Origin of the sequence: Mesorhizobium sp. B2-4-17 (assembly GCF_006441275.1) — a bacterium.
Taxonomy (GTDB): domain Bacteria; phylum Pseudomonadota; class Alphaproteobacteria; order Rhizobiales; family Rhizobiaceae; genus Mesorhizobium.
Map to the genome: position 1 here is coordinate 52,456 of NZ_VFUX01000021.1, position 25,481 is coordinate 77,936.

Genomic DNA, 25,481 nt, shown 5'->3' on the forward strand with positions numbered 1-25,481 from the left:
GTATGGCTTGGAGAGAACTCAGGCGGTCCCGAACGCGCTGGCGCCGTGATCGGCGCGGCCCACCAGCTGCCGCAAGCCGGCGAAAAGCTCGCGCCCGAAGCCGAACTCGTTGCCGATGAGGTCGGCTTCGGCGGTGCGGCGCAGCGCGAATTCCGTCCCCGGTATCAGCACCTCCAGCGTTCCGGCATCGGCGTCGAGGCGGATGATGTCGCCCTCATGGATCCTGGCGATCGGCCCGTCCTCGACCGCTTCCGGCGTCACATGGATCGCCGCCGGCACCTTGCCGGAAGCGCCTGACATCCGCCCGTCGGTCACCAGCGCGACGCGCTGGCCGCGATCCTGCAGGATGCCGAGCACGGTGGTCAGCTTGTGCAGTTCCGGCATGCCGTTGGCCTTCGGCCCCTGGAAGCGGATGACGGCAATAAAGTCGCCGGTCAGCGTGCCCGCCTTGAACGCTTCGTTCAGGCCCTGCTGGCTGTCGAACACCTTGGCCGGCGCCTCGATGATGCGCCGTTCCGGCTTGACCGCGGAGGTCTTGATCACGGCGTGGCCGAGATTGCCCGAAAGCACCTTCAGGCCGCCCGTCGGCTGGAATGCCTTCTTGAACGGCGCCAGCACCTTTTCATCGCCGCTGGCGCGCGGCGCGGGTTCACGCACAACGCTGCCGTCGGCGCCGAGCTTCGCCTCGACCGCATAGGGCCGCAAGCCTTCGCCCCACACGGTCTGCACATCCTCATGCAGGACGCCTTCGTCGAGCAGTTCGCGGATCAGGAAGCCGAGCCCGCCGGCGGCCTGGAAATGATTCACGTCGGCAAGGCCATTCGGATAGACGCGTGCCAGGAGCGGCACTGCTTCCGAGAGGTCTGAAATATCCTGCCAGGTCAGCGCGATGCCGGCTGCAGCCGCCATCGCGATCAGGTGGATCGTGTGATTGGTCGAGCCGCCGGTGGCGTGCAGGCCGACGACGCCGTTGACGACAGAACGCTCGTCGATCATGCGCCCGACCGGCGTATAGGCATTGCCGAGCGCGGTGATCGCCAGCGCCCGCTTCGTCGCCTCACGGGTCAACGCCTCGCGCAGCGGCGTGCCGGGATTGACGAAGGAGGCGCCGGGCGTGTGCAGGCCCATGATCTCCATCAGCATCTGGTTGGAATTCGCCGTGCCATAGAAAGTGCAGGTGCCCGGCCCATGATAGGATTTGGACTCCGCCTCAAGCAGTTCGGGCCGTCCGACCTTGCCTTCGGCATAGAGTTGGCGGACCTTGGCTTTCTCGTCATTGGGCAACCCGGTCGTCATCGGCCCCGCCGGAATGAAAACCGCCGGCAGATGGCCGAAGGTCAGTGCCGCGATAACAAGTCCCGGCACGATCTTGTCGCAGACCCCGAGATAGACGGCGGCATCGAACATGTTGTGCGACAGGCCGATCGCGGCGGCCATGGCAATCACGTCGCGCGAAAACAGCGACAACTCCATGCCGGGCTGGCCTTGTGTGACACCATCGCACATTGCCGGCACGCCGCCGGCCACTTGGGCGATGCCGCCGGCCTCGCGCGCGGCCTCCTTGATCAGGGCAGGGTAGGTCTCGAACGGCTGATGCGCCGACAGCATGTCGTTGTAGGAGGTAATGATACCGAGATTAGGCACCTTGTCGGCGCCGAGCGCCAGCTTTTCCGAAGGGCTGCAGACCGCAAAGCCATGGGCAAGATTGCCGCAGGATAGCACCGACCGGTTGGCGGTCTGGTTCGATGCGCCGGCGATGCGGCCGAGATAGGCCTCGCGGCCTGCTTTCGAACGTTGGCGGATGCGCTCGGTGATGGCTTCGATGTCGCGTCTTGCGGTCATGGCATCAGGTCCTTTCAGGCGAGGTCCCGGAAACATCCTCCCGCCGTTTGCCGGGACCACTTCAAACGTGAAATCAGGGCGTCCAGAAAACCTCTACGGGTCTGGGAGCGGCATCGAGTACGGCGCGTATCGGCTTGCGCGGCTCGGTCGCGACTGCGTCGTCGAAAGCGGTGCGCTTGTCCTCGCCCTCTATATGCAGCGCGATGAAGCCGGCATCGATGATGCGTGCCAGCGAGAGCGTCAGCCGTGGCTCGCCGGCACTTGCCGCGTGAACCGGCAGGATGATCCTGTCGGTAGCCGGGTCGAGCAACTTCGGCAGATCGTCGGCATCGGGAAAGAACGAGGCGGTGTGGCCGTCCGGCCCCATGCCAAGCACCACGACATCGAGCGGCCAGGGCAGGGACCGCAATGCCGCATCGTCGGATGCCGCCGCAGCCTCGATGCCGGCGGCCTCATGATAGAGCGGCACGAAACGCGCCGCTTTGGCCGCGTTCTGCAACAGATTGGCGGCCACCAGCCCGGCATTGGAGCGGGGCGAGGAGGCCGGCACGAAACGCTCGTCGACCAGCGTCACGATCACCTTGTCCCAGGCGATCGGCGCCGCCGAGAGCGCGGCAAAGAATTTTGCCGGCGTCGTGCCGCCGGAGACAGCCAGCAAGGCAGCGCCGCGCTCGGCGATCGCCTTGATCAGGCGGTCGGCAACGCGCCCAGCCAGTGCCGCCGCCAGCGCCGGGCGATCGGGAAAGGCATTCCAGTTGTAGCTGGTGCTGTTCAATTGCTCTCGTGCCATGTCCGCCCGTCACGTTCGATCAGCGCTATCGAGGCCGACGGGCCCCAGGTGCCTGCCGTATAGCCTTGCGCCTCCTGCCTGGCGCTTTCCCAGGCATTTTGGATCGGGTCGATCCACTTCCAGGCGGCCTCCACTTCGTCGCGGCGCATGAACAGCGTCTGGTTGCCACGGATGACATCCATGATCAGCCGCTCATAGGCGTCGGGCGCGCGGCCGTCGAAGGATTGCGCAAAGCTCATGTCGAGCGAGATCTGGCGCAGCCGCATGCCGCCCGGACCCGGATCCTTGATCATGATGAACTGCTTGACGCCTTCGTCCGGCTGCAGCCGGATGACCAGCTGGTTGGCGAAGATGGGGCCGGCACTGTCGCCGAAGATCGAATAGGGGATCGGCTTGAATTCGATGACGATTTCCGAGACGCGGGTCGCCAGCCGCTTGCCGGTCCTGAGATAGAAGGGAACGCCGGCCCATCGCCAGTTGCCGATTTCGGCCCTGATGGCGACGAAGGTCTCTGTGGTGCTGTCCTTGCCGAGTTCCTCGACATATCCCTTGACCGGACCGCCGGCGGACGCACCGGCGCGATACTGGCCGCGTACCGTGTGCTTCGGCGCTTCGTTGCCGTTGATGCGTTTGAGCGCCCTCAGCACCTTCAGCTTCTCGTCGCGCACGGCGTCCGCGTCCATCGAGGACGGCGTTTCCATGGCAACCAGGCACAGGAGCTGCAGCATGTGGTTCTGCACCATGTCGCGCAGCGCGCCGGCCTTGTCGTAGTAGGTGACGCGGTCCTCCAGTCCCACGGTCTCGGCGACGGTGATCTGCACATGGTCGATCTGAGCGGAATTCCACAAAGGCTCGTACAGAGCATTGGCAAAGCGCAGCGCCATCAGGTTCTGCACCGTCTCCTTGCCGAGATAGTGATCGATGCGGAAGATCTGGCTTTCGTGGAAATCGTCGCCCACGGCGTCGTTGAGCGCGCGCGCCGAGGCAAGGTCGCGGCCGATCGGCTTCTCCAGCACGATGCGCGAGTTCGGCGTGATCAGCTTGTGCTCCTGGAGCTGGTGCGAGATATCGCCGAACAGCGCCGGCGCCACCGCCAGATAGAAGGCCCGGATGCGATCGCTGTCGCCGATCGCCTTTTTCAACTTGTCGAAGCCGGCGCCGTTGGTCGCGTCCGCCGCGACGTAGGTTAGCCTGGCCAGGAATGTTGCCAGTTCCTTCGGGTCGATGTCTGCTGGCTTCACATGGTCCGAGATCGCCTGCTTGGCAAAGGCCCGGAATTCCTCGTCGCTCATCTTCGAGCGCGACGTGCCGATGATGCGCGTCGGCTCCGAGAATTGATGGTCGCGCTGGCGATAGTAGAGCGACGGCAGAAGCTTGCGCTCCGACAGGTCGCCGGTACCGCCGAAGATGATGAAGTCGAAAGGATCGACGGGGATGATCTGGCTGGTCATGGTCTGTCCGCTTTGACGCCGCTCGCGAGTACGCGGCTGGTATATTCTAATCGATTTAAATTTTCCAGTGCCATGGTGTCACATCAGGACCAATCGCAGGATAATGCGTGGGTCCACATGTGCGCTTGACACTGGCGACAGCCGGAGTCTTGTCGGTGAACGAAGACTCCAGAAGCTTTCGCAGTTGCAGCATAGAACGTGAATGTGACGAAAGCTAAGGGAGAAATCTCGCGGTGTGGACCGCATCGGCCGTCAGCCTATTGTGCAAGCTGGGGAATGATATCGAGGACATCAATGAGCGGGAAAAGCATGCGTCTGGAAAACAAGGTTGCCGTCATCACCGGCGCGGCCTCGGGCTTTGGCGAAGGCATGGCCAGGCGCTTTGCCGAGGAGGGCGCCAGGGTCGTTGTCGCCGATCTCAACGCCAAGGGCGCGGAGCGCGTCGCCGGCGAGATCGGCGAGGCGGCGATCTGGACGCAGACCGACGTTTCGCTGCGCTCTGAATTCGACGAGATGGTCTATGCCGCCAGAAGCGCCTTCGGCCGCATCGACATCATGGTCAACAATGCCGGATTCACGCATCGCAACGGCGACATGCTCAAGGTCGACGAGGAAACCTTCGACCTGATCACGGCCGTCAACATGAAGGCGATCTACCATGCCGCCCTTGCGGTCGTGCCGATCATGGAACGGCAAGGTGGCGGCGTCATCCTGACCACGGCCTCCACCGCGGGGCTGCGGCCACGGCCTGGTCTCACCTGGTACAATGCCTCGAAGGGCTGGGCGATCACCGCCACCAAGTCTATGGCGGTGGAACTGGCGCCGAAGAACATCCGCGTCAACTGCCTCTGCCCGGTCGCCGGCGAGACGGGCATGCTGGAGAAGTTCATGGGCGTCGATACGCCCGAAATCCGCGAGACATTCCGCGCCTCGATTCCGCTCGGCCGGCTGTCGACGCCGCTCGATATCGCCAATGCGGCACTGTGGTTGGCATCGGACGAAGCCGCTTTCATCACCGGCGTGGCGCTGGAGGTCGATGGCGGCCGCTGCATCTGAAGCGCGTCTTCGACAAGCCAGGCAATGGCATCGTCGATTCGACCGCAACCGGCTTCGATTTGACTTGAGGTTCCCACCGCTTAGAGTTCTTTCGGAGGCTAGGGGCCGATGCGATGAACGCGAGATTGCGGAAAGTTCGCGAAAACCTGCGGCAGCGCGTCAGGACCTACAGGGCAAGGCGCGCCCGCGCGAAAAGCAAGGCGACCTTCATCGGCGTCACCGGCAGTTCGGGAAAATCGACCGTCACGGCGCTGCTTGGGCATATATTGGCCGCCCATGGACCGACCTATGCGCGAGTTCTCGCCAACACCATCAAGTCGCTGGTCAGCACGCTCTACAAACGCATGAAGCGAGCGGGCGAGGTCGACTATGTCGTTTTCGAAGCCGGGGCCTTTGGCATCGATACGATCCGGCCAATGGCGGAAATGCTGCAGCCGCATGTGGCTATCGTCACCATGGTTCGCCTTGAGCATTTTGCCAGTTTCAGGACCGTGGAAAACATTGCCGTCGAAAAACGTGCATTGGTCGAGGCGTTGCGGCCGGACGGCCTTGCCGTCCTCAATGCCGACGACCCCCTGGTGGCCGGCATGGCTGAAGGCGCCAGATGCCGCGTCGTCACCTTCGGCACGTCGCAACTGGCCGATTATCGTGTGACAGATATCCACGCCGCCTACCCGGATCGGCTGACGCTTTCGATCCATTGGCGGGGAGGCATACTTGAACTTCAAACGCCATTTCCAGCCGAACACTTCTGGTTGCCGACCGCTGCTGCCGTGGCGACGGCGCTCGAACTCGGCGTTCCGCCGGACAAGGTTGCCGCCCAGGTGGCGACTTTCCAGCCATTGGCAAATCGCTGTGCCGTGCTTGTCACCGAAGGCGGTCCGCAATTCGTTGTCGATGCCGCCAAGGCACCCTGGCACTCGATCAATCTTGCCTTGGATTTGATCGCCAAGGCGAGTGCTGGCCGAAAACGCATCGTGCTTGGCCAAATTTCGGATTACTCCGGCTCGACCAAGAAATACGCCTACGCCTACCAAACCGCGCGGGAAATCGCCGATCAGGTGATCTATAGCGGTGACAATGCCCATCGCTCGGGGGCGGGGCAGGCTGACCGCGACAGCGGCCGATTTGTCGAGCTTCGCACGGCGAAGGAAGTCTCTGACCACATCAAGCGCACGGCGGTGCCGGGTGAGCTTATACTCCTCAAAAGCTCTTCAAACCTTCACCTGGAGCGCGTCGCGCTCGCCTGGACGTATGATGTCAAATGCTGGATTCCCGTCTGCGGCAAGCGGGAGGGCTGCGACACTTGCGGCCTGTACGAAGTTCCTTTTGAGCAGCATGGCGACTATGTCAGGCAACGTAGGCGCGCCAAAAGATGGCAGCGCTTGCGACGCATGTTCGGCGGCAGGGTGCGATAGGGCCTGTCTCCGCGGGCCGGCCGTGGTCACCGGACGCTCCGGCACGTCAGGCGCCAGTCTTGATATAGCTCTTGTAGACCCAGCCGGTCTTGCCGTTATAGACGATCTGGCACCACTTCTTGCAGCTCATCACCTGCACCGAGGTCTTGGCGGGCACCGTGACGATAGCGGCTGCATTCTTCTTCGGACTGCTGCGCATGGTCACCGGCCGGAGAATTCGTCCGGTGCCGGCCGCAGCTGCCTTGTGCGGCTTGGCCTTGTCCTTGCCGCCATTGTCCTCGGCGGCCGCCGGCTGCTGTTCCGGTATTTGCGGCTGAACCTCCGGAATGGCGGCAGTCTGTGCGCCATCGGGATTGCTGGCTGCTGCCGGTGCCGGCGCGGCAACCTTGGCCAGTTCGGTGGCGGCATCGTTATCGGCCGACGGTTGAGCAAACGCCGCCACGGCGGCGGGTTTGTCCGTCGGCTGTTCGGTCTTGCCTGCGGTCGGACCGGCTGAAGCCGGGGCGGGAGCCGATACGGTTTTTGCCTGCGAGCCGGTCCAGCGAGGGTCATTGGCCGCGAGCGCGGGAATGGCGGCCTCGGCGACAGCCACGGCCCGCGAAACCTGATCGGCCTTGTGCGTCACCTGCGGCACCGCTGCCGCGGCCACCGTCGTTCCCGACGGGGCGATCTTCGTCGTTTTCACCGGGTTGGCCGGAATCGTCTGTTCAGTGCTGGCGACCGCTTGCCGCTCGCTGGCCGGCAATGCCAGCCAGAGCGCGACCGCAGCCACGCCAAGCAGCGCGGCGGTGCCGATCGCGGCAATCACCAGATGCGAATTCGAACGGACTTCCTGCCAGAAGGACGGACGCATGTCATAGCCGAACTGCATGGCAAAGCGCCGACGTTCCGGAGCACCGAAACTGAAGGGCTCTTTCACTCTTGCCACCTCCATAAGCGGGCCGGTGTTCTTTCGATCAAATCCCGCAAATCATGCATTTGATCAGCATCGGTCCCAAAAACGCGGGAAGGCCCGCAACAATCCCCGAACATTCGCCCAGATGCGGACCTTTCGCCCGCGATTGTGGCATCAGTGCGCCACTGTGAGAGATTCTGCGCTTTTGCCGGGAATTCCGCAATGTCCCGCCCGGGCAACAAATATTACATGGATATTACAATATTATACGAGATCGTGATCGCATGGGGCCGTGGCGATCCCAAGCGCACAGCGTCGAAAAGGGTCCAGTCGACGCCCCTTGGCCCCTATTTTCGTGAGTGTCGTTCCTCCCAAAGCGGGCCGCGTTCAGGCGATTTGCATCAGATTCTGTCGCGCAGCGCAAACCAGTTGAGCGCCAGGAAAAGCAGCGGCGCGCGCAGACGGCGGCCGCCGGGAAATGGCGGAATTTTCAGGTCCTCGATCAGTTTCAGCCGGTCGCGATTGCCGGCGACGGTCTCGGCGTAGAGCTTGCCGAAGAAGTTCGACAGCATGACGCCATGGCCGGAATAGCCGCCAGCCGAGATCACATTCGGCATCACTTCGCGCACGAATGGTTTTCTCGGCATCGTGATGCCGACATAGCCGCCCCAGCCATGGGTAATCTCGACATCGCTCAGCGCCGGATAGAGTTCGGCGATCTGACGGCGGATATGGATGTGGATATCCTTTGGGTCGTTGACGCCATAAATCTCGCGTCCGCCGAACAGCAGCCGGCCGTCCGCCGATTTGCGGAAATAGCGCACGACGAAGCGCGAATCATCGACCGACTCGCCGCCCGGCAGAACTTCTGAATCCGCTCCCAAGGGCACGGTCGCGCCGATGAACGACCCGATCGGCATGATGTGTGCGGCGCTTACCGGCTCGAGCGTACCACCATAGGCGTTAACGGCGATCAGGCATTTCTGAGCGCTCACCGTACCTCTCGGCGTCGAAACCTTGACCTTGCCACCAGCGGAAATGATGCCGGTCGAAGGTGTCCTTTCGAAGAGCCGCGCGCCGGCCTTTGCCGCCACCCTGGTCGTGCCGATCACCAGCTTCATGGGATGGATATGGCCGGTGCCGGTATCGCGCGTGCCGCCGAAATAGGCGGTCGAGCCCAGCCGCTCCGCCGTTTCCTTGGCATCCATGAACGAGATGTGCGGGTAGGAGAAACGTTTGGCCATGATCTCGGCATGCGCCTTGTAGTCGTCGACATAGCGCGGCTTGTGCGCCACCGAAAGCTGGCCCGGCACGTAGTCGATCTCGATCTGGTTGGCGGCGGCGAATTCAAGCAGATGCGCCTTCGCCTCCTCGGCAAGATCGAACAGCGCCTTGGCGCGGGACAAGCCGTATTCGGCCTCGAGATCCTCGGCCCAGGCGCGCTGTCCGGTGCCAAGCTGGCCGCCATTGCGCCCGGACGCGCCGTCGCCGAAGCGGTACGCTTCGATCAGGACGACATTGGTCCCTGCCTTGGCCAGATGCGTCGCCGCCGACAGGCCGGTAAACCCGCCGCCGATGATGACCACGTCACAGCTCCGGTCACCGTCCAGCGCCGGATATTCAGGCCGTGGCCCGACCGTATCCTCATACCAGGAGCGGCCGGGGGAAATCGGGGATTGGTACGGCATGATGCTCACAGTAGGGCAGTAGGGCAGTAGGTAGAGCTATTCTGGCGACAATTTGCGGATCAGAAGCCGCAAGAGCGTTCCCACGCTCTCACTCCGAGTCATCAACGGTTCGGTTGCCTTATGGGAGGTGATTCCGACGCGCTGTGCGATCAGCAAATGGGTCTCCAATTCTTTGAGCGATCCCTGCGCAATCCTGAGAAATTGCTGATAGGAAGCTCGGCTTTCTCGCCCATAACCCCCGGCGATATTGGCAGGCACGGAAGTGGCTGCCCTGCGCAGCTGAGCTGTCAATCCATAGAGCTCTTCTTTCGGCCAGGCTTTTGTCGTTTCGTAGATTGAGACGACAAGATCCATGGCTTGCTGCCAGACGACCAAATCTCTGTAAGATTCGATCTTCGCCATAGTCTTCCCCTACTGCCCTACTGCCTTACTCCCTATTTCCCTAAACATTCAGCAGCAGATATTCCCTCTCCCACGGACTGATCACCTCCATGAAGGTCTCGAATTCCGCCCGCTTGATCGCGGCGTAGGTAGCGGCGAAGGACTTACCCAGGATCGCGCCGAGTTCTTCGTCGCTTTCGAACAGGTCGACGGCTTCGAGCAGGCTGCGCGGCAGGTCGATCTCGTCGGCATTGGCGGTGGTCAGCACCGGCGGTTCGGCCTTGATCTTCCTGGTGATGCCGATCAGCCCGCAGGCAAGCGAAGCCGCCAGGGCCAGGTAAGGATTTGCGTCGGAGGACGGGATGCGGTTTTCGACGCGTCGCGCCGCCGGGTCGGAACGCGGTACGCGGAACGCCGTGGTGCGGTTGTCATAGCCCCACTTGTTGTTGACCGGAGCCGAGGCCGCCTGTGTCAGCCGGCGATAGGAATTGACATAGGGCGCGAACATCACCAGCGCGTTCGGCACATGCTTCTGCATGCCGCCGATGAAATGGAAGAAGTCCTCGGTTTCCGAGCCGTCCTCGGCCGAAAAGATGTTCCGGCCCGTCTTCTTGTCGATGATCGACTGGTGGATATGCATGGCCGAGCCCGGCTGGCCCTGGATCGGCTTGGCCATGAAGGTCGCATAGATCTCATGTTTCAGCGCCGCCTCGCGAATGGTGCGCTTGAACATGAACACTTGGTCGGCAAGCTCGACGGGATCGCCGTGGCGCAGGTTGATCTCGAGTTGGCCCGCACCCTCTTCATGGATGAGCGTATCGATCTCCAGGCCTTGTCCTTCGGAGAAATGGTAGATGTCGTCGATCAGTTCGTCGAATTCGTTGACGCCGGCGATCGAATAGCCGGCGCCGCCGCCGATCGCGCGCCCCGAACGGCCGACAGGTGGGGTCAGCGGATAATCCGGATCCGGATTCTTGCGCACGAGATAGAATTCGATCTCGGGCGCTACCACTGGCTTCAGCCCGAGCTTGTCATAGGCGGCAATGACGCGCTTCAGCACGTTGCGCGGCGTGAACTCCACCGAGCGGCCATCCTGATGCACGAGGTCACAGATGACGGCGGCCGTCGGATCCTCCTCCCAAGGCACCACCGTCAGCGTCGACAGGTCGGGCATCAGTTTGAGGTCGCCGTCATCCTCGGGATAGTGGAAGCCGTTGCCGTCCTCGGGATAACCGCCGGAAATCGTCGTCATGAAAACGGCAGAAGGCAGGGCCAGCGAGGTGTTGGAGGTGAATTTCTTCGACGGCATCATCTTGCCGCGTGCGACCCCAGCCTGGTCAGGCGTGATGCATTCGATGTCCTCGATGCCGCGCCATTCAAGCCAGGCGCTGACTTCCTTCCAGTTCTTGACGCCACGTTGGCTCTTCACGAAGGCAGGCGTGCGGACACGTCCTCCGCGGCTCGACGGACGGACTTCCTTTTTTGCAGGCGGCATCATTCACCAGATTGAGTTGCGGATTTCGGAGTATAGCCGTGCGGCACGACGGAAGGGAAGGGGAGCAGGTGAAAGGACCTGGGTGTGGAAGGTCGCCGTCATGCGGGCTTGCCGGGCAGGGTCTCCAGCCAGCGGCGCAAGGCCGCTGCGTAGAGCCTGCGCCATCCGCGCTGCGGCGTGGTTAGAAACCAGGATTGACGCAGATCCCACTTTTCGCCGCATAAGTCTCTGAGCCTGGTATTAATGATGCCCTTGCCGGACAGCGGATAGACGGAGAATTCGGAAAAGAAGATGTCGCCGTTCTTCTCATAGAAATCACAGCGCATATGATCGAATGTCGCGGTCAGCGTTTCGGCGATCGCGCGCATGCGCACAAATGAGGCCGGCAGGTCGATAAGCACCCACTGCTTGCCGCTGCCGTCAGGTGGTGGAGCATAGATGCCGTCACGATCGAAATGACACTTCGTTGCCATGTTCATCCCGGCGCGCGGCATAGACATATGCCGTCATGCCGTTCGAAACATGGAATTTGTATTCCAGACGGATCGGCTGGCCGTCCTCCAGCAGCATTTCCTCTACGAACACTTTTCGCTCGGCGCCTTTGTAGCCCCACTCGCCGAACTTCCTGCCATAGCGGCGGCGCATCCAGCGCGATGTTCTTCGCGTCAGCTTGGCTTTGTCCACGCGACCGTTGCGGATCATGATGTTCCAGCGGCAGCCGTGATTGGCCTTGACCACCACGTCACCGGCCAGCAGCTCAGACGGAATCTCTCTCGCATCGCGCCCGGACCACAGGACCTTGGCGCTGCGAAGTTCAGGGCATGTGGACAGGGCATATGCCTTCGAAGCGAGCTTGTCGCACGCCGTGGCGAAGAAGGGATTGTGGTCGAAGATCTTGCGCCACAGGAATTTGTCGACGTAGGTAGACGGCCTCGCCGGATGGGGCAACATGCCGCTATGGTTGAATGTGCGCATGCAGATCGCTGGATGGCGCAGAAAGCACCATGCTCTCGCCAGGTGCAATATCGCTCGGTCGCTCATCCGCAACGATGGCATGCTTACCTCTGAGGTTCGTGCGTGACCGCTGCGCGTCGTCTCACGAACACGTCCCTGGTCATGTTGCGCGAGATACTGGTGCGACCGATGACTTCGAGGCGGGGGTCGAGCTCTCGTTCGGCGCTTTCCGACCAGAGCAGGGCGAAGGAACAGGGCTCCCACAGAATGATTTGCACACCATCCGGCGCGGTGTCCGCAATGCGCGACACAACGGCGGCCTTTGGTGAAACCATGCTGGCGACATAGACGATCTGCGCTGCGCCATAATCATAGTGGCAACCGTTGCAAAGCTCCGCACGCAAGCGCGTATAGTTCAGCTTCGCCGCGAGCCTGTTCGCGGTCTCCACCGCCTCGGGGACAATGTCGAGACCGACAATTTCAGGAACCGTTGTCTGGTCGTGAATGCGGAACATGGTAAATGGCCGTCCGCCGCAGCCGACCATGATAGCGCGATGGCAGTCATCGAAATTGGCGTGATCGAACACTTCATCGAGGCGTTTGTAGGCATCTTTCGAAGACAGCACGCCAATGTCGGTCTTCTATGCCGCGATCTGTCCGAAAGACTCTCCGCTCTGCAGGTCCTGCTGCAACATCTGCGCGATTTCTGCGACGTCCTGCGCATGGACCATGTCGGCGAAAATCTGGGTCAGGGCCGGTCGGTAGGCGAAGAATTCCGGATGGCTGTCGAGCAGCGCCTCGCTCGCATCGGGGCCCATGGCGACGCCGAGGTCGCGAATGCTGTTGATCACTTCGGTGGGCGTGCGGTCCCACAAGCTCTGCAAAAGCCGCTCGAGGTCAACCTTCTGCATGTGCCACACGCTTTATGTTCCTCTTGCTAGCAGCGCCTGATAACGACGTCCATATCGCCACCTTCATCACGCTGGAACCGTCACGATCATGCAGTCCTTGACCACGATAGGCTTCGACGCCGACGATACGCTTTGGCAGAACGAACAATTCTTCCGCATGACGGAGAAGCGCTTCGCGGCCATGCTTGCCGATCATGGCGAGGAGAAGCAAATTTCAGCCCGATTGCTCGAGGCCGAACGGCGCAACCTTGCCGTTTATGGTTTCGGCATCAAGGGATTTACGCTGTCGATGATCGAGACGGCGATCGAGGTCACCGATGGGCGCGTGCCGGCTGCGGTCATATCGGAAATTCTCGATGCCGGCCGTGAGATGCTGAACCATCCGATCGAGCCTTTGCCGCACGCGCGTGAGACGGTGGAGAAGCTTGCCGGCACATTCCGCCTCGTGCTGATCACCAAGGGCGACCTTTTCGACCAGGAGCGCAAGCTGGCCGGGTCCGGCCTTGGCGATCTGTTCGACGCGGTCGAGATCGTCAGCGACAAGAGTGCCGCGACCTATGCGCGCCTCTTCAGCCGCCACGGTGACGGTCCCGCAAAGAGCATGATGGTCGGCAATTCGCTGAAGTCGGACGTGGTGCCGGCCATCGAGGCCGGCGGCTGGGGTGTCCATGTGCCGCACGAACTGACCTGGGTGCTCGAGCATGTCGAGGCGCCCGTCGCCGAGCCGCGGTTCCGTCAGATAGCCGATCTTGGACTGTTGCCCGCACTGGTCGAAAGCATCGGGAAATCGGGCTGATCGCCGCCTCAACTCTTTGTTTTTGCGCAATTCCGTACGGAAAAACGTTGCGCACTTTCCCAGGAATTGCTCTACCGGCTGATCAGGCGATCGATCACCGGCTGCAGCCGCTCAGGCGTGATCGGCTTGGCGACCACGACGTCGACGATGCTCGACAGGCCCAGGCTCTCGGGCGTGCCATTCTTGGTTGAAAGCAGGATCACGGGAGGAAGCGAGTTCCCCGAAGTCCGCCGCAACGTTTCGATGCCGGACATCAGATTGTCGCAGTCCTTGTTGTCGGAGCCGCCGTCCAGCACAATCACGCCGGGTACGAGCGACCGCAAGATCCTCGCCGCCGTATCGGGCGATTCCGAGATTGGTCTGAGCCCGGAACGCTCGACAATCTTCGATACCACCACACGGTTGATAGGCGATTTCCCGACGACGAGCACTTGCGAGCGATCGCGGATCGTCTCGGCGCTGGAATGCCGGCTAATCTGATTCGGATGTTTTGTGGTCTCGCCCTCACGATTCACTGGGCACCCAAGTCGGCCAAGTTCGCCCCCATTTCAATGCAGAGTTGAAATCTGGGGACAATTGGCGTGAGATCGTGGCTCATGTCAAGTTGAAATAAAAGGCCTCTGGTTTGCCCCTGAAAACAATGGATTCAAGCAACAGTACTGTACTGAACTGTCCAGAATCTGATTGCGTAAAAATAAAATTCACCTGCGCACACTTTGCGCAGGTGAAGGGTCGGTTCGAACGATTTCCGATCAGCCATGGCTCTGCTGTGTGACGATCACCGGGATCAGCAGATCGCCCCAATTGCCGTCGCCGCCATGGTGCCTTGCCGAGCGCACCAGCTCCACCGAGACGCCCGCCTCGACCGCCTTCATCACCGACTGGTTGAGCCTGTGCAGATCGTTAGCGAGCATGCGGATCGTCGCCTGCTGGTCGACGCTCATCGTCGTCGATTGCTCTTCCGCCCGTTCCTTGACGCGGCTTATCGATGCCATTGGTCTTCTCCTGTGCTTGAAGCCCTGTTGGGCGTTTCCTCGGTGTTTTCTGATCCGCTATTCCGCGGCCGGTTTGAACTGTGCGTGCTCGGTCGATTCATGCATGGCGGTGGTCGACGACTTGCCGCCGGTGATCGCCATCGACACCGCATCGAAATAGCCGGTGCCGACCTCGCGCTGGTGCTTGGTCGCGGTGTAACCATTGGCCTCGGCGGCGAACTCGGCTTCCTGCAGTTCGGAATAGGCCGCCATTTGCCTCGCCTTGTAGCCGCGCGCCAGTTCGAACATGCCGTAGTTGAGCTGGTGGAAGCCGGCCAGCGTGATGAACTGGAACTTGTAACCCATGGCGCCGAGCTCCCTCTGGAACTTGGCGATCGTGGCGTCGTCGAGATTCTTCTTCCAGTTGAACGATGGCGAGCAATTATAGGCCAGCAACTTGCCCGGATGGTGCTTGCGCACGCCCTCGGCGAACTTTTTGGCCTGTGCCAGGTCGGGCTTCGAGGTTTCGCACCAGATCAGGTCCGCATGGGGCGCATAGGCGACGGCCCGCGCGATACAAGGTTCGATGCCGTTCCTGACCTGGTAGAAACCTTCGACGGTGCGCCCGGCGTCGTAGTCGACGAAGGGCTGGTCGCGCTCGTCGATGTCGGAAGTCAGAAGCTTCGCGGCTTCCGCATCGGTGCGCGCCACGACCAGCGTCGGCGTGCCCATCACGTCGGCTGCCAGCCGCGCGGCGTTGAGGTTGCGGATATGCGCTGCCGTCGGGATCAGCACCTTGCCGCCGAGATGGCCGCACTTCTTTTCCGACGCCAGTTGGTCCTCATAGTGGACGCCGGCGGCACCTGCCTCGATGAACGCCTTCATGATCTCGAAGGCGTTGAGCGGCCCGCCGAAGCCGGCTTCGGCGTCAGCGACAATAGGCGCGAACCAGGTCTCGACCGAAAGGCCATTGCCTTCGGAGGTTTCGATCTGGTCGGCGCGCTGCAGCGTGCGGTTGATGCGCTTGACGAGTTCCGGCGCGGCGTTGGCCGGATAAAGCGACTGGTCGGGATACATCGCCGAGGCGGTGTTTGCGTCGGCGGCGACCTGCCAACCTGACAGGTAGATTGCCTTCAGCCCGGCGCGCACCTGCTGCATGGCCTGGTTGCCCGACATGGCGCCGAGGGCGTTGACGAAGTCTTCCTCGTGGATGAGCTTCCACAGCCGGTTGGCTCCCATTTCGGCGAGGCTCTGGCGGATCTGCACCGAACCGCGCAGCCGCTTCACGTCCTCCGGCGAATAGGGACGTTCGATGCCGTCGAAGCGACCTTCCGGCGCCGATGGAACGAGGTTGTAAAAATCAGTCATGGATCACTCCGGAGGATTGCTGCACGATGTCGGAACGCCATTTTCTGAGGCGCTGCTATGTGACTGAATTTACATTGCAGCGCAAAATGAGCCAGAAAAAACGGGAAGTTCAGCCAAACATAAGAGAAAATCTGTATTGCGTTTGACAGAAAGGCACTGTAAATTTGTCAATATTGTAAAAACAGGAAGGTGAGATCGTTGCGAGTATCGTGTAAAAATCCTGTCAAGGACGGATGATGGCTGACCAGAAGATTTTCGCCGGACCGCGCATCCGCCGCATCCGCAATGCCAAGAGCCTGACCCAGACGGCGATGGCCGAGGGGCTCGGCATCTCGCCCTCCTATCTCAACCTGATCGAGCGCAACCAGCGGCCGCTGACGGTGCAGCTTATCCTTAAGTTGGCATCCGTCTACAAGGTCGACCCGCATGAGCTGCAGGGCGAGGCAAGGGGATCGGTCACGGCCTTGAAGGAGGTGTTCGCCGACCCGCTGCTGGTCGGCGAATTGCCGGGAGACCAGGAGCTGATCGAGTTTGCGGAGGCGGCGCCCAATGCCTCGGCCGCGGTCATAAAACTGTTCCGCGCCTATCGCGAGCAGGCCGAGCGGCTCTCCGACCTCAACGAGCTTCTGGCGCGGGAGGGGCGGGCGACGGCGCTTTCCGGCGCCCGCCTGCCGATCGACGAGGTGCACGAGACCTTCGAGCGGCGGCCGAACCATTTCGCCGCGCTCGAGGAGGAGGCCGAGGCGTTCACTGCGGTGCTCGATCCCGGTGACGATCTGTTCGGTGCGCTCAAGGCCTGGCTGAAGCGCGAATACGGCATCGTGGTCAAGGTGCTGCCGGTCGCCACCATGCCCAATTGGCGCCGCCGCTATGATCGCCATTCGCAGCGCCTGTTCCTGTCCGAGCGGCTGTCGCCGTTCGACCAGTTGCGCGAAGTGGCGATGGAGGCCTGCCTGATCCGCATGACGGTCGCGGTCGCCGGCGAGATCCAGGCGCTCAAACTGAGCACGGACGAAGCCCGCAGGCTCGCCCGTTTCGAGCTCGGCCGTTATGCCGCGCATGCGCTGATGATGCCCTATCAGGCCTTTCACGCTGCCGCCATTCGCGCTCGCTATGACATCGACGTCCTGCGCTCCCGTTTTGGCGTCTCCTTCGAGCAGGCGGCGAACCGGCTCACCATGCTGCAGCGGCCAGGTGCGCCGGGCGTGCCGTTCTTCATGCTTGAGGTCGACAATGCCGGGAACCGCTTTCGCAGAGCCGGCAGCCAGGGCTTTCCGCACAGCCGCTTCGGCGGCGGCTGCCCCAAGCTGCCCGTGCATGCCGCCTTCACCCAGCCGGGCCAGATCTTCGTCGAGGCGGTGGAAATGCCCGACGGCGCCGAGTTTCTGTGCATTGCCCGCACGCTGGAAGGCCCGCAGAGTGCGTTCTCCGAGCGTCCGCGCCGCACCGCTCTGCTGCTCGGTTGCGACATCGGCTTTCGCGACGACATCGTCTATGGCGCGGCACTGCCCGGCGCGGCTGCCGGGAAGTCGGGACCAGGCACTGTCGTGGCGACGCCTGTCGGGCCCGCCTGCCGGCTCTGCGAACGCGTCGGCTGTCTGGCGCGTGCCGAACCGCCGGTGACACGTCCGCTCGGCCTCGACGACATGGTGACCGGCCTGAGTGCCTTCGACTTCCAGTAACGCGGTGGATTCCGATAGAGTGGTCGTGAGGTGCCACAATCGTCGCCGGGCTCTGGATCACGCCCGGCCCACGCGTTTGCGTTACGCGAACGGAGTATATTTTGTTGGCCCTTGCGCATCGTCCCGTCCACAAAAGCTCGACAGTCGCGCCCATGACAGACGCAGCATCATCACGGAGCCTTGTTGCATCGACCGCCTCGCAGCGAGGAGCGCATCGGCTTCCTGCTGGTGTTCCTGTCGGCGCTCATGTGGAGTTTCGGCGGCACAATCGCCCGCTTCATCACTGCCGGCGACACCTGGACGGTGGTGTTCTGGCGCTCCATGTGGGCCGCCGCCTTCCTGCTCTGCTTCATGGTCTGGCGTGACGGTCGGCGCGGTATGCTGAAATCGTTCCGCGACATGGGCCTGCCCGGTCTTGCGGTCGGGTTCTGCTTCGCCATCGCGTCGACCGCCTTCGTCGTGGCTCTCGCCTACACCACCGTCGCCAACATCCTTTTGATGCAGGCCGGCGTGCCGCTTCTGGCGGCGCTGTTTGCCTGGGCTCTGTTTCGCGAACGGGTTGGCGTCGTGACCTGGGTGGCGATCGCCGCCGTCATCGCCGGCGTCGCCATCATGGTGTCGGAATCGCTCGATGGCGCCGTGTCGCCCATAGGCGACGGGCTGGCGTTGCTGATCGCATTCATGTTCTCGATCGCCACCGTCATTACCAGGCGGTTCTCCAGTGTGCGCATGACGCCGGCGACCTGTCTCGGCACGATCCTGGCCGCGGGCTTTGCCGCCTCGCAGGCCTCGACCTTCTCGGTCTCGCCCGGTGACATGGGTTTTCTCTTCCTTTTCGGCGTGGTCAATCTCGGCATCGGCCTCGCCTTCTTCGCCACCGGCGCGCGCCTGATCCCGGCGGCAATCGCGGCGCTGCTCGGCACATTCGAGCCTATTCTTGGGCCGATATGGGTCTGGCTCATCCATTCCGAAGTGCCGTCCGGACGTACCATCATTGGCGGCGCGGTGGTGGTCACGGCACTGCTTGTCCATATCGGGCTTGAATTCAAGCGCCAGGCACGGCCGCGGCGGGCAGGGGTTACCGGGGTGCCGTCGCCTAATTGATGCCGCCACCGATGCTTTGCCATTGACAACGTTGCTGCCGCCCGGGCAGGCTGTGAACACGGCAACAACAAGACAGGCCTATCTTGCCAAGTCTCCCCGGCAACCCGATCGAGACCGGACCACATTTCTGTATTTCTGTCCGCGCGGCGGCGAAAGCTTCTGACGGCACCGTCATTCCCTCCAGTCCCGGACGATTGCCGGGCCGCGTCGGGCGCGCCGATTGGCGCTTGTTGTCCCCTGGAAAGCTCAATAGTCTGAAGCAAATGCCCGGCCGCGCGCACGCCGCGACGAGTCGGCGATGGAACACTCACCAAAGGAGAATAGCATGATCCGCAAAGCGCTATGGCTTTCGGCGACCTCGGTATTTCTGGCGCTTCTGACGCCTGCAGGACATGCGGAGGACCGCGTCGTCAATGTCTTCAACTGGTCTGACTATATCGACCCGACGATCATCGACGACTTCACCAAGAAGACCGGCATCAAGGTCGTTTACGACACGTTCGATTCCAACGAGATCCTGGAAACCAAACTGCTTGCCGGCGGCAGCGGCTATGACGTCGTCGTGCCGAGCGGCAATTTCCTTGCCCGCCAGATCCAGGCCGGCGTGTTCCAGAAGCTCGACAAGTCGAAACTGCCGAACCTCTCCAATATGTGGGACACTGTTACGGAACGGACCGCCAAATACGACCCTGGCAATGAGTATTCGATCAATTACATGTGGGGCACGGTCGGCATCGGCTACAACATCAAGAAGGTGCAGGCAGCGCTTGGCACCGACAAGATCGACAGCTGGGATGTGTTCTTCAATCCCGAAAGCCTGGCCAAGCTGAAGGACTGTGGCGTCTACGTGCTGGATTCTCCGGCCGACGTCATTCCGGCGGCGCTGAAATATGTCGGCCTCGACCCGAACAGCACCTCGCCCGACGACATCGCCAAGGCCGAGGAAGCCTTGATGAAGGTCCGCCCCTTTATCAGGAAATTCCACTCGTCGGAGTACATCAATGCCTTGGCCAATGGCGACATTTGCCTGGCCATCGGCTGGTCTGGGGACGTCTTCCAGGCGCGCAACCGCGCCAACGATGCCAAGCAGGGCGTGGAGATCGGCTATTCCGTGCCGAAGGAAGGCGCCCAGATGTGGTTCGACCAGATGGCGATCCCGGCCGATGCGCCGCACGTCGCCGAGGCGCATGAATTCCTCAACTACATGATGACGCCGGAAGTGATCGCCAAATCGTCGAACGCCGTGCTCTATGCCAACGGCAACAAGGCGTCGCAGCAATTCGTCGACAAGGCGCTGCTTAGCGACCCGGCCGTCTATCCGGACGAGGCGACCTTGCAGAAGCTCTATACGGTCTCGCCATACGATCCCAAGACCCAGCGCGTCATCACGCGTACTTGGACCAAGATCGTCACCGGCCAGTAAGTCATGGGATACGGCCCCGGCAGCCGATTGCCGGGGTCGCCTTTCCTTGGGGAATTTTGAAGCACGGAGTTGGAAATGAAATCGCTTGGCAGCATCCGCAGGGATTTCGCGCCATGGAACGACCCGAACGCCAAGCCATACATCCAGTTCGACAAGGTCACCAAGAAGTTCGGTGATTTCACCGCCGTCAACAATTTGTCGCTGACCATTTTCGAGCGCGAATTCTTTGCACTGCTCGGCGCGTCGGGTTGCGGAAAGTCGACGCTGCTCAGGATGCTTGCCGGCTTCGAGGAACCGTCGGCCGGCCGCATCCTGCTCGATGGCCAGGATCTGCGCGGCATTCCGCCCTATCGCCGGCCGGTCAACATGATGTTCCAGTCCTATGCCCTGTTCCCGCATATGACAGTGGAGAACAACATTGCCTTTGGCCTGAAGCAGGAGGGCATGCCAAAGCCCGATATCGAAAAGCGCGTCGCCGAGATGCTGAAGCTGGTCAAGCTCGAGCAGTTCGCCAAGCGCAAGCCGCACCAGCTCTCCGGAGGCCAGCGCCAGCGCGTCGCGCTTGCCCGCTCGGTCGCCAAGCGGCCGAAGGTGCTGCTGCTCGACGAGCCGCTCGGCGCGCTCGACAAGAAGCTGCGCGAAGAAACCCAGTTCGAACTGATGGACCTGCAGCAGGAGCTTGGCCTGACCTTCGTGGTCGTCACCCACGACCAGGAAGAAGCGATGACCATGGCCGACCGCATCGCCATCATGGACAAGGGCGAAGTGATGCAGATCGCGACGCCGGCCGAGGTTTACGAGGCCCCGACATCGCGCTTCGTGGCGCATTTCGTTGGCAACGTGAACATGTTCGAAGGCAAGGTTGCCGAGCGCACCGACAACACAACACGCATCACCGGCGCGACCGGAGCCCAGATCGTCGTCGAGAATGGCGCCGCCGCCGCGACAGGCGCCGACATCATCTTCGCCGTCAGGCCGGAGAAGATCAGGGTGTCTTCGAAGAGGCCGGCCGATGCCGTCAACGCACTGGAGGGCGAAGTCTACGACATCGCCTATCTCGGCGACATGACCGTCTATCACGTCAGGCTGGATGACGGGCAGCTCGTGCGGGCAAGTGCCTTGAACGCGGCGCGCGTGAGCGAGGATCCGCTAACCTGGAACGACCGCGCCTGGGTGTCCTTCCGGCCCGACGCCGGCGTCGTGCTGACACGGTAAGGGGGCTGATATGTCCAACATCGCTGTCACCGATGCCGCCGTGCCATCCACCGGCGGCCAGCCGTTCGGGGCACGGCTGGCCGCCGGTTTCGTCAACCGGCTCGTCATCATCGTTCCGTATTTGTGGCTGCTGTTCTTTTTCCTGATCCCCTTCGTCATCGTCTTCAAGATTTCGCTGTCGCAGACGGCAATCGCCATGCCGCCCTATACGCCCGTGCTCGACTTCAGCGACGGCGTCTCCGGCTTCTTCGCCGGGTTCCGTGACCTGAACTTCGACAATTATGTCTGGCTGACGCAGGACGCGCTCTATTTCAAGGCCTATGTCACCAGCCTGATCATCGCCGCCATTTCGACCGTGCTGACGCTGCTGGTCGGCTACCCCATCGCCTACGGCATGGCGCGTGCGCCGGCTACCATCCGTCCGACATTGCTGATGCTGGTCATCCTGCCGTTCTGGACGTCGTTCCTGATCCGCGTTTATGCCTGGATCGGCATCCTGAAGCCCGAAGGCCTGCTCAACCAGCTGCTCTTGTCGCTGCACATCATCAACCATCCGCTGGTCATCCTCAATACCTATACGGCGATCTTCATCGGCATCGTCTATTCCTATCTGCCGTTCATGGTGCTGCCGCTCTATTCGTCGCTGGAAAAGATGGACTATTCGCTGATCGAGGCGGCCAAGGATCTCGGCTGCCCGCCGACATCAGCCTTCTGGAAGATAACCTTCCCGCTGTCGCTTCCCGGCGTCATTGCCGGCTGCCTGCTGGTCTTCATCCCGGCCGTCGGCGAGTTCGTCATCCCCGATCTGCTCGGCGGGTCGCAGACGCTGATGATCGGCAAGACCTTGTGGAGCGAGTTCTTCGCCAACCGTGACTGGCCGGTATCTTCGGCCGTGGCCGTCATCCTGCTGTTGCTGCTGACCGTGCCGATCATGCTTTTTCAACGAGCGCAGGCACGTGCCCAGGAGCAGGATAAATGAACGCCACCTGGAGCCGCTTCAACGTGACCTCGATCGTGCTGGGGTTTGCTTTCCTGTACCTGCCGATCGTGCTGCTCATCGTCTTCTCCTTCAACGAATCCAAGCTCGTCACCGTCTGGGGCGGCTTCTCGACCAAATGGTACGTATCGCTGTTCCACAATCAGGGCCTGATGGACGCCACTTGGGTGACGGCGCGCGTCGGTGTCATTTCGGCGACGGTGGCGACCGTGCTCGGCACGCTGGCGGCACTTACCCTGACGCGCTACACGCGGTTCAGGGGCAGGGTGCTGTTTTCCGGTATGGTCTTTGCGCCGCTCGTCATGCCGGAGGTGATCACCGGCCTGTCTCTGCTGCTGCTCTTCGTTGCCATCGGCCTCGACCGTGGCTTCTTCACCGTGACGCTGGCTCACATCACGCTCACAATGTGCTTCGTGGCGGTCGTTGTGCAATCGCGCCTGGTTTCTTTCGACCGTTCACTGGAGGAGGCGGCGATGGATCTCGGTGCCACGCCGGCGAAGACCTTCTTCCAGATCACGCTGCCGGTCATCATGCCGGCGATCGTCTCCGGCTGGATGCTGGCCTTCACGCTGTCGCTCGACGATCTGGTTATCGCCAGCTTCACCTCCGGGCCGGGCGCCACCACGCTGCCGATGAAGATCTACAGCCAGGTCCGCCTCGGCGTGACGCCGGAGATCAATGCCGCCTGCACGATCCTGATCGCGGTTGTCGCGGTCGGTGTCATCGTCGCTTCGATCGCCAACAAGCGGCGTGAAGTGCAGCGCCAGCTCGACGAGCGGGCCGCGCAGCGCGGGTGAGGGAGACGGAAGCCGAAGCTGGAGCCGCTCACCGTTTCATGGAAACAGCGAACCGCTCCGACTTTTTGTTTTATTTTGACACAATTCCAGGAAACCCGCTTCACACTTTTCGTGGAATTGCCCTATTCGCCAGAGACGCCACGGCTTATCGGTGAAATGAACGGCGTGCTCCACGTTCCGCCGACGAAGAAGGACGACTGGTTCGGCCCCTGCTGGCCGTTCTTCTGCGCTGCCTGGTCAGGCTGAATGACGCCGCCGGACAGCGCCAGCCCGCGCCCCGCATAGGAGGCGATTCCGGACAGCCAGATCTTGTATTTCGCCGAATTGGCCTCGGCCTTGTCCAGCCTCGCCACGCCTCTCGAAATGGTTGCCTTCACTTCGGCGCCGTCGATCGGCAGCGTTCCGTCCGAGACATCGTCCAGCGCGAAGAAGCCGCCCTGTTCGGTATGCTTGAGAAAGGCCGGCAGGTTGAATTTGCTGAGCGCGCCGGGGCCGAAGGTCGCCGTCACCGAGCCGTCGGCGTTTTCGAAGATGGAATCCCAGGTCCTGCCTGGTCCCTTGAGGATGACCGAAACGGTGCCCGTGCCGACCGGCACCAGCCGGGTCATCCCGGCCGCCGTGCCGAACGCGCCGCCATCGACATCGGAAGCAAGCAGCCGGATCTCGACCTGGGTGCCTTCGGGCTTGCGGTCGAAACGAAGGCTGCTCTGGATGTTGCCGCCAAAGGCCGAGGCATCGGAGATGTCGAAGACGGAAAGACCATCCTTGACCTGGGCGGTGGCGGCCACATCGGCAAGCTGGATGCCGCCCGCCGTGGCATGCGCCGCCGACAGCCTGAGATCGAGGTTGACCCGGTCGGCAAAACTTGTGTCGGCATCACTAGGTCCAGCTCCGCTCGCCGGCCCCAGCGGCGTGAAGGCGGACAGGAATGATCTGAGATCGAGCGTGTCGAAGGCGAGCGTGCCGGAGATCACCGGCTGTGCATCGCCAAGTGACAGGTCCAGCGCGCCCATACCGGGGTTGTTGTCCAGCGCCAGCGCGGTGTTTTCGAATTTGACGCGTCCGGCCGACGCCGTGACCTTGCTCGAAATGCTGACGGAGCCGATCGCCGCGCTTGGCGCGATGCCGGTCTGCGACCATTCCAGTACGCGGCGGAGCGAGGGTGCTGCGAACTTCACCTGGCCGTCGAAATAGCCATTCTCTGACATGCTGGCCATGCCGTCGAAGGAGAAGGTGGCGGGCGCGGCCTTGAAAGACAAGGTGAGCGGCGCCGTGCCGCCGGCAAACAGCACCAGCGGCTTCGGGGAAGCGGCATCCACGGTCACGCTTTCGCCGCGCCAGATCCCGGTTGCCGACAGTGTCGCATTGCTGTTCATCGCCGCCCAACTGGCCTGGCCATTAAGGCTGCTCAGGATTTCCACGTCCTTGCCGTTGACCGAAGCCACCATACGCCCATCCCTGAACTCGACCGTGCCGAAGGCATCGGCCGGCAGCTTATCGAGGTCAGGCTTGGCGGGGTTGGCATTGACGACGCCGCGGGCGGTGTCGATGGAGCGTGCGATGCGGCCGCCGGTCGGTGCTGTGGGCAGGAACAGGCCGTTTTCCGTGCGCTGGACCCGGATCGTCGGCCGCACCAGCCGCGCCGTGGAGAACGCCACATCGCCCTGCAACGCCGCCATGGCCGAGAGGTCGACCTCGACCCGTTCGGCCTCGACGACCGGCGGCGCGTCGGTGTCCGTCCACTTTGACAGCGTCACATCGGTCAGGATCGCGCGGAATTTCGGCCAGACCTCGATGCGTGGTGAGCCGTCAATGGCAACCCGGAATCCACTCCAGGCGCTCATCTCCCAGGCGATGCGGTCGCGCACGATGCGCGTCGAGGCGATCAGGGGCAGGGCGGCGACCACCAGAGCGATGACGATCACGGCAGCGCCGATCGCCCATACTCCGCGGCGGATCAAGGATGATGGCATATCGCCCCGTATGCTTCCATTCCGATAAAATCATCCGACGGGTATAACCGCTGTCGTTACCACGACTCTCTGTCGCTACCACGACTCGCTGTCGGCACTACGACTCGCTGTCGGCACTACGACTTCCAGTCGTCACTACGACTTAGGGCTGACGCATTTCAAGTCTTTATGGCCCGGCGATGGCATTTGCGCACACCCTGGCGGTATCAGCCGAACAAAATCTTGCTCTGCTGCGCTGCGATATGCATAAGCGATGACGACCCTGGGAGGA

24 protein-coding genes are annotated in these 25,481 nt (G+C 62.2%); 9 read left to right on the forward strand and 15 right to left on the reverse strand.

From position 1 onward, the window contains the following. Nucleotides 1-18 precede the first annotated feature (18 nt). From edd to zwf, 3 genes are all read right to left on the reverse strand, one after another. A complete protein-coding gene (edd, locus tag FJ548_RS17800; RefSeq protein WP_140696683.1) occupies nt 19-1,842 on the reverse strand; it encodes a phosphogluconate dehydratase in 1,824 nt (607 codons plus the stop codon). Between the two features lie 73 nt (nt 1,843-1,915). Beyond that, nucleotides 1,916-2,632, reverse strand: a complete 717-nt coding sequence (gene pgl, locus FJ548_RS17805; protein WP_140696680.1) for a 6-phosphogluconolactonase — start codon at nt 2,630-2,632, stop codon at nt 1,916-1,918. Continuing rightward, nucleotides 2,614-4,083 (reverse strand): glucose-6-phosphate dehydrogenase, encoded by a 1,470-nt coding sequence (gene zwf / locus FJ548_RS17810; protein WP_140696677.1) that lies wholly within the window; start codon nt 4,081-4,083, stop codon nt 2,614-2,616. Before zwf ends, pgl begins: the two co-directional genes overlap by 19 nt. A 309-nt stretch (nt 4,084-4,392) precedes the next feature. Between zwf and FJ548_RS17815 the strand changes: the two genes are divergently transcribed. After that, on the forward strand, nt 4,393-5,139 hold the full coding sequence (locus tag FJ548_RS17815) for an SDR family oxidoreductase (protein WP_140610355.1): 747 nt from the start codon (nt 4,393-4,395) through the stop codon (nt 5,137-5,139). A gap of 113 nt (nt 5,140-5,252) precedes the next feature. After that, nucleotides 5,253-6,557, forward strand: a complete 1,305-nt coding sequence (locus FJ548_RS17820) for a Mur ligase family protein (RefSeq protein ID WP_140778551.1) — start codon at nt 5,253-5,255, stop codon at nt 6,555-6,557. Between the two features lie 46 nt (nt 6,558-6,603). Here the strand turns inward: FJ548_RS17820 and FJ548_RS17825 are convergent, their stop codons facing one another. From FJ548_RS17825 to FJ548_RS17860, 8 genes are all read right to left on the reverse strand, one after another. Further along, a complete protein-coding gene (locus FJ548_RS17825) occupies nt 6,604-7,476 on the reverse strand; it encodes an SH3 domain-containing protein (protein ID WP_181168825.1) in 873 nt (290 codons plus the stop codon). 377 nt (nt 7,477-7,853) lie between these two features. Continuing rightward, a complete protein-coding gene (locus FJ548_RS17830; protein ID WP_140778552.1) occupies nt 7,854-9,140 on the reverse strand; it encodes an FAD-binding oxidoreductase in 1,287 nt (428 codons plus the stop codon). Between the two features lie 36 nt (nt 9,141-9,176). Next, the gene (locus tag FJ548_RS17835; RefSeq protein ID WP_140610303.1) at nt 9,177-9,542 is read right to left on the reverse strand and encodes a four helix bundle protein; all 366 of its coding nucleotides are present in this window, start codon (nt 9,540-9,542) and stop codon (nt 9,177-9,179) included. A 40-nt stretch (nt 9,543-9,582) separates the two neighbouring features. After that, the gene (locus FJ548_RS17840) at nt 9,583-11,019 is read right to left on the reverse strand and encodes a glutamine synthetase family protein (protein ID WP_181165623.1); all 1,437 of its coding nucleotides are present in this window, start codon (nt 11,017-11,019) and stop codon (nt 9,583-9,585) included. A 95-nt stretch (nt 11,020-11,114) separates the two neighbouring features. Next, entirely contained in the window at nt 11,115-11,510 is a 396-nt protein-coding gene (locus tag FJ548_RS17845; protein WP_140778553.1) for a hypothetical protein, read from the reverse strand. Next, the gene (locus tag FJ548_RS17850; protein ID WP_140778554.1) at nt 11,461-12,072 is read right to left on the reverse strand and encodes an ATP-grasp fold amidoligase family protein; all 612 of its coding nucleotides are present in this window, start codon (nt 12,070-12,072) and stop codon (nt 11,461-11,463) included. Before FJ548_RS17850 ends, FJ548_RS17845 begins: the two co-directional genes overlap by 50 nt. A 2-nt stretch (nt 12,073-12,074) precedes the next feature. Beyond that, nucleotides 12,075-12,557: a hypothetical protein gene (locus tag FJ548_RS17855; RefSeq protein ID WP_140778555.1), complete on the reverse strand. Its 483-nt coding sequence runs from the start codon at nt 12,555-12,557 to the stop codon at nt 12,075-12,077. 54 nt (nt 12,558-12,611) lie between these two features. Next, complete coding sequence (locus FJ548_RS17860; RefSeq protein WP_140610299.1) at nt 12,612-12,881, reverse strand: hypothetical protein; 270 nt, start codon at nt 12,879-12,881, stop codon at nt 12,612-12,614. An 88-nt stretch (nt 12,882-12,969) separates the two neighbouring features. Between FJ548_RS17860 and FJ548_RS17865 the strand changes: the two genes are divergently transcribed. Further along, nucleotides 12,970-13,677: an HAD family hydrolase gene (locus FJ548_RS17865; RefSeq protein ID WP_140610298.1), complete on the forward strand. Its 708-nt coding sequence runs from the start codon at nt 12,970-12,972 to the stop codon at nt 13,675-13,677. Between the two features lie 71 nt (nt 13,678-13,748). Here the strand turns inward: FJ548_RS17865 and FJ548_RS17870 are convergent, their stop codons facing one another. The 3 genes from FJ548_RS17870 to aceA all read right to left on the reverse strand — a co-directional run bounded on the left by FJ548_RS17870 (nt 13,749) and on the right by aceA (nt 16,019). Beyond that, nucleotides 13,749-14,192, reverse strand: coding sequence for a response regulator (locus FJ548_RS17870; RefSeq protein ID WP_140610297.1), 444 nt, complete (start codon nt 14,190-14,192; stop codon nt 13,749-13,751). 237 nt (nt 14,193-14,429) lie between these two features. Then, nucleotides 14,430-14,672: a hypothetical protein gene (locus FJ548_RS17875; RefSeq protein ID WP_006202762.1), complete on the reverse strand. Its 243-nt coding sequence runs from the start codon at nt 14,670-14,672 to the stop codon at nt 14,430-14,432. 57 nt (nt 14,673-14,729) lie between these two features. Beyond that, the gene (aceA, locus tag FJ548_RS17880; protein ID WP_140610296.1) at nt 14,730-16,019 is read right to left on the reverse strand and encodes an isocitrate lyase; all 1,290 of its coding nucleotides are present in this window, start codon (nt 16,017-16,019) and stop codon (nt 14,730-14,732) included. Nucleotides 16,020-16,255: 236 nt separating this feature from the next. Here aceA and FJ548_RS17885 point away from each other — a divergent pair, with 236 nt between their 5' ends. From FJ548_RS17885 to FJ548_RS17910, 6 genes are all read left to right on the forward strand, one after another. Then, nucleotides 16,256-17,701, forward strand: coding sequence for an XRE family transcriptional regulator (locus FJ548_RS17885; protein ID WP_140778556.1), 1,446 nt, complete (start codon nt 16,256-16,258; stop codon nt 17,699-17,701). A 246-nt stretch (nt 17,702-17,947) separates the two neighbouring features. Further along, nucleotides 17,948-18,805: a DMT family transporter gene (locus FJ548_RS17890; protein WP_140778589.1), complete on the forward strand. Its 858-nt coding sequence runs from the start codon at nt 17,948-17,950 to the stop codon at nt 18,803-18,805. A 325-nt stretch (nt 18,806-19,130) separates the two neighbouring features. Then, nucleotides 19,131-20,228, forward strand: a complete 1,098-nt coding sequence (locus FJ548_RS17895; protein ID WP_140778557.1) for a polyamine ABC transporter substrate-binding protein — start codon at nt 19,131-19,133, stop codon at nt 20,226-20,228. A 75-nt stretch (nt 20,229-20,303) separates the two neighbouring features. Next, on the forward strand, nt 20,304-21,443 hold the full coding sequence (locus tag FJ548_RS17900; protein ID WP_140778558.1) for an ABC transporter ATP-binding protein: 1,140 nt from the start codon (nt 20,304-20,306) through the stop codon (nt 21,441-21,443). 10 nt (nt 21,444-21,453) lie between these two features. Beyond that, a complete protein-coding gene (locus tag FJ548_RS17905; protein WP_140778559.1) occupies nt 21,454-22,422 on the forward strand; it encodes an ABC transporter permease subunit in 969 nt (322 codons plus the stop codon). Next, entirely contained in the window at nt 22,419-23,237 is an 819-nt protein-coding gene (locus tag FJ548_RS17910) for an ABC transporter permease subunit (RefSeq protein WP_140778560.1), read from the forward strand. Before FJ548_RS17905 ends, FJ548_RS17910 begins: the two co-directional genes overlap by 4 nt. 122 nt (nt 23,238-23,359) lie before the next feature. Here the strand turns inward: FJ548_RS17910 and FJ548_RS17915 are convergent, their stop codons facing one another. Continuing rightward, nucleotides 23,360-25,210 (reverse strand): AsmA family protein, encoded by a 1,851-nt coding sequence (locus tag FJ548_RS17915; RefSeq protein ID WP_140696634.1) that lies wholly within the window; start codon nt 25,208-25,210, stop codon nt 23,360-23,362. Between the last annotated feature and the right edge of the window lie 271 nt (nt 25,211-25,481).

Bases quoted from the DNA above. Each gene is read 5' to 3' on its own strand.
- edd (WP_140696683.1), bottom strand. From the start codon at position 1,842: ATGACCGCAAGACGCGACATCGAAGCCATCACCGAGCGCATCCGCCAA.
- pgl (WP_140696680.1), bottom strand. From the start codon at position 2,632: ATGGCACGAGAGCAATTGAACAGCACCAGCTACAACTGGAATGCCTTT.
- zwf (WP_140696677.1), bottom strand. From the start codon at position 4,083: ATGACCAGCCAGATCATCCCCGTCGATCCTTTCGACTTCATCATCTTC.
- FJ548_RS17815 (WP_140610355.1), top strand. From the start codon at position 4,393: ATGCGTCTGGAAAACAAGGTTGCCGTCATCACCGGCGCGGCCTCGGGC.
- FJ548_RS17820 (WP_140778551.1), top strand. From the start codon at position 5,253: ATGAACGCGAGATTGCGGAAAGTTCGCGAAAACCTGCGGCAGCGCGTC.
- FJ548_RS17830 (WP_140778552.1), bottom strand. From the start codon at position 9,140: ATGCCGTACCAATCCCCGATTTCCCCCGGCCGCTCCTGGTATGAGGAT.
- FJ548_RS17835 (WP_140610303.1), bottom strand. From the start codon at position 9,542: ATGGCGAAGATCGAATCTTACAGAGATTTGGTCGTCTGGCAGCAAGCC.
- FJ548_RS17840 (WP_181165623.1), bottom strand. From the start codon at position 11,019: ATGATGCCGCCTGCAAAAAAGGAAGTCCGTCCGTCGAGCCGCGGAGGA.
- FJ548_RS17845 (WP_140778553.1), bottom strand. From the start codon at position 11,510: ATGCCGCGCGCCGGGATGAACATGGCAACGAAGTGTCATTTCGATCGT.
- FJ548_RS17850 (WP_140778554.1), bottom strand. From the start codon at position 12,072: ATGCCATCGTTGCGGATGAGCGACCGAGCGATATTGCACCTGGCGAGA.
- FJ548_RS17860 (WP_140610299.1), bottom strand. From the start codon at position 12,881: ATGCAGAAGGTTGACCTCGAGCGGCTTTTGCAGAGCTTGTGGGACCGC.
- FJ548_RS17865 (WP_140610298.1), top strand. From the start codon at position 12,970: ATGCAGTCCTTGACCACGATAGGCTTCGACGCCGACGATACGCTTTGG.
- FJ548_RS17875 (WP_006202762.1), bottom strand. From the start codon at position 14,672: ATGGCATCGATAAGCCGCGTCAAGGAACGGGCGGAAGAGCAATCGACG.
- aceA (WP_140610296.1), bottom strand. From the start codon at position 16,019: ATGACTGATTTTTACAACCTCGTTCCATCGGCGCCGGAAGGTCGCTTC.
- FJ548_RS17885 (WP_140778556.1), top strand. From the start codon at position 16,256: ATGGCTGACCAGAAGATTTTCGCCGGACCGCGCATCCGCCGCATCCGC.
- FJ548_RS17890 (WP_140778589.1), top strand. From the start codon at position 17,948: ATGTGGAGTTTCGGCGGCACAATCGCCCGCTTCATCACTGCCGGCGAC.
- FJ548_RS17895 (WP_140778557.1), top strand. From the start codon at position 19,131: ATGATCCGCAAAGCGCTATGGCTTTCGGCGACCTCGGTATTTCTGGCG.
- FJ548_RS17900 (WP_140778558.1), top strand. From the start codon at position 20,304: ATGAAATCGCTTGGCAGCATCCGCAGGGATTTCGCGCCATGGAACGAC.
- FJ548_RS17905 (WP_140778559.1), top strand. From the start codon at position 21,454: ATGTCCAACATCGCTGTCACCGATGCCGCCGTGCCATCCACCGGCGGC.
- FJ548_RS17910 (WP_140778560.1), top strand. From the start codon at position 22,419: ATGAACGCCACCTGGAGCCGCTTCAACGTGACCTCGATCGTGCTGGGG.
- FJ548_RS17915 (WP_140696634.1), bottom strand. From the start codon at position 25,210: ATGCCATCATCCTTGATCCGCCGCGGAGTATGGGCGATCGGCGCTGCC.